This is a genomic window from Oleiphilus sp. HI0061 (assembly GCF_001635675.1).
This window is the reverse complement of the sequence record NZ_LWFE01000404.1, coordinates 1-1,264: the sequence shown is the minus strand read 5'-3', so window position 1 is coordinate 1,264 and position 1,264 is coordinate 1. Positions and strand designations below refer to the sequence as shown.

Below are 1,264 nucleotides of genomic sequence, written 5' to 3'. Positions count from 1 at the left end.
CAGAATCTTGTAAAGATATATTGGCTACACTTCGCTTTTTCGCATCTATGTAAGCATTAAAACTTTGAGCCAGAGAGTCTAGACGCTGTTGATCTACCTCTGCATTAAATGCAATTTCATTTTGACGTAGCGAGAACTGGTCAATTAAAAAATACGATACAGTCAAGCCTATCAACACAAGTAAGGCCGGTTGGTATATCCACGATACCAGGCTTTTTCCTACTTTTGTTTTCTTTGAAGATTTGACTTTCTTCGCAGGCTTCTTGGCTGCCGCCTCTTCTTTAGTGCTATCTTTGACAACCGTATCTTTCTTTTTGAACATGCTCAAGCTCTCACTCTATTGTTACTATGCTCTGCCAGTCGAACCAAAACCGCCCTCACCGCGAGCACTTTCCGTAAATTCTTCAACAACCTCAAATTGCGCCTGAACAACCGGCACAAGCACTAACTGCGCAATGCGTTCACCAACCTCAATAACAAAGTTTGAGTTCCCCCGGTTCCAGCAAGAAACCATTAACTGCCCTTGGTAATCTGAGTCAATCAGGCCTACCAAGTTGCCCAAAACAATACCATGTTTATGCCCAAGTCCGGATCGCGGTAATATCATCGCAGCCAGATTCGGATCTTCGATATAAATAGACAACCCTGTAGGTAACAAAACGGTTTCACCAGGAGCCAGCTCTATGCTTTTATCTAAGCAAGCCCTTAAATCTATTCCAGCAGAGCCTTGAGTTGCGTATTCTGGCATGGGGATTTCTGAACCCAAGCGTTCATCCAAGATTTTTACCTGTAGTGTTTGTCGCGTCATTATCAGATCTTCTCAATATTTATTTACTGTCGACATAAGTTTAGATGCTTCTTTCGCTTTGTATATGCGAGTTTCGCTAAGAAGCGCTTCCATCCATTTTTTTTGCTATATCCTTTACTATTTCTTCAGCTAAAGAGGCTTTGGACTGCTTAGCGCAAGCCTTTTCATCTTGCGCAGTAATTATCCATGCCTCATTCTGATCACTGTTAAAGCCTATCTCGGGCTTGGATACATCATTCGCTATAATCATATCCAAGTTCTTACGCTTAAGTTTGTCTCTGGCATAATCCAACACATCATGTGTTTCTGCAGCAAAACCAACGGTAAAAGGACGTGACTTTAATGAGGAAACTGTCGCTACAATATCCGGATTTTGCTCTAAGGTAATAGTCATCGACTCGCCTTCATCAGGCTTCTTCTTTATTTTCTTTGTTTGTATCGTCTGAGGCCTGTAGT

General features: G+C 41.9%; 3 protein-coding genes. All 3 read right to left on the bottom strand.

The window, feature by feature from the left end:
* Positions 1 to 322 (bottom strand): hypothetical protein (locus tag A3735_RS05525; RefSeq protein WP_156499429.1); only part of this gene is annotated, 322 nt, incomplete at its 3' end.
* A 24-nt stretch (positions 323 to 346) separates the two neighbouring features.
* A complete protein-coding gene (dut, locus tag A3735_RS05520) occupies positions 347 to 808 on the bottom strand; it encodes a dUTP diphosphatase (protein ID WP_068512582.1) in 462 nt (153 codons plus the stop codon).
* 76 nt (positions 809 to 884) lie between these two features.
* The coding region (locus A3735_RS05515) for a phosphopantothenoylcysteine decarboxylase (protein ID WP_304439963.1) at positions 885 to 1,264 on the bottom strand (380 nt) is incomplete at its 5' end.

What these genes read in the sequence shown, in the direction of transcription:
- dut (WP_068512582.1), bottom strand. Translation starts at nt 808, where the DNA reads ATGACGCGACAAACACTACAGGTAAAAATCTTGGATGAACGCTTGGGT.